This window comes from Oleiphilus sp. HI0123, assembly GCF_001635315.1.
This window is the reverse complement of the sequence record NZ_LWGE01000409.1, coordinates 1-1059: the sequence shown is the minus strand read 5'-3', so window position 1 is coordinate 1059 and position 1059 is coordinate 1. Positions and strand designations below refer to the sequence as shown.

The 1059-nt window shown below is 45.9% G+C and carries 1 protein-coding gene; it reads left to right on the top strand.

The annotated features are described in order from the left end of the window. Positions 1-1059, top strand: a 1059-nt coding sequence (locus A3761_RS03875; RefSeq protein ID WP_197472801.1) for a homocysteine S-methyltransferase family protein, incomplete at both ends; no start/stop codon positions are given.

Here is a 1059-nt window from a genome sequence, read left to right as displayed (position 1 = left end):
AGGCAATAATGACCTATTATGCCTGACTCAAGTAGACGCCATTGCTAGCATCCATAAACAATATCTAGATGCAGGCGCAGATATAATTGAAACAAACACTTTCAACTCGACCAAAGTTTCCCAAGCTGACTATGGCATGGAAGAGCTTGTATACGAGTTAAATTTCGAAGCTGCACGTATTGCACGTGAAGAAGCGGAGAAGAAGACCGCTGAAACGCCCGACAAGCCAAGATTTGTTGCAGGTGTCGTTGGCCCAACATCACGTACGGCATCCATTAGCCCCGACGTTAACGACCCGGGTTTTAGAAACGTCACTTTCGAAGAGCTTTACGACAATTATTATGAAGCCACCGATGCCTTGGTAAAAGGCGGTGCCGACATAATCATGATCGAGACCATATTCGATACGCTTAATGCTGAAGCAGCTATTTATGCAGTTGAACAATACTTTCAGGATTCCAAACTGAAACTGCCAATCATGATTTCAGGCACCATCACTGACGCCTCGGGCCGTACTCTGTCCGGGCAGACAGCTGAGGCCTTCCTAATATCTGTTAAGCACTGCAAGCCTCTGAGCATCGGTTTTAACTGCGCTCTGGGTGCCGATGCACTTCGGCCCTACATTGAAGAGTTATCTACCAAGGGCGAATGCTATGTTAGCGCCCACCCTAACGCAGGCCTGCCGAATGAGTTTGGTGAATACGATCAAACACCTGAAGAAATGGCCGATATCGTTGAGACCTTCGCAAAAGATAATTTAATCAACATTATCGGTGGCTGCTGCGGTTCAACACCAGAGCACATTGCTGAAATCGCACGACGTATGGAGAAACACAGTACAAGGGCTATTCCACAGATCAAACCCAAACTTCGCCTTTCCGGCTTAGAAGCTTTTGTTACAGATGAAGACTCACTATTCATTAATGTCGGTGAGCGCACTAACGTTACTGGTTCAAAGAAGTTTTTGAGGCTTATTAAAGACGAAGAGTTTGAAGAAGCACTCGACGTTGCAAGACAGCAAGTTGAAAACGGCGCACAAATCATCGATATCAATATGGA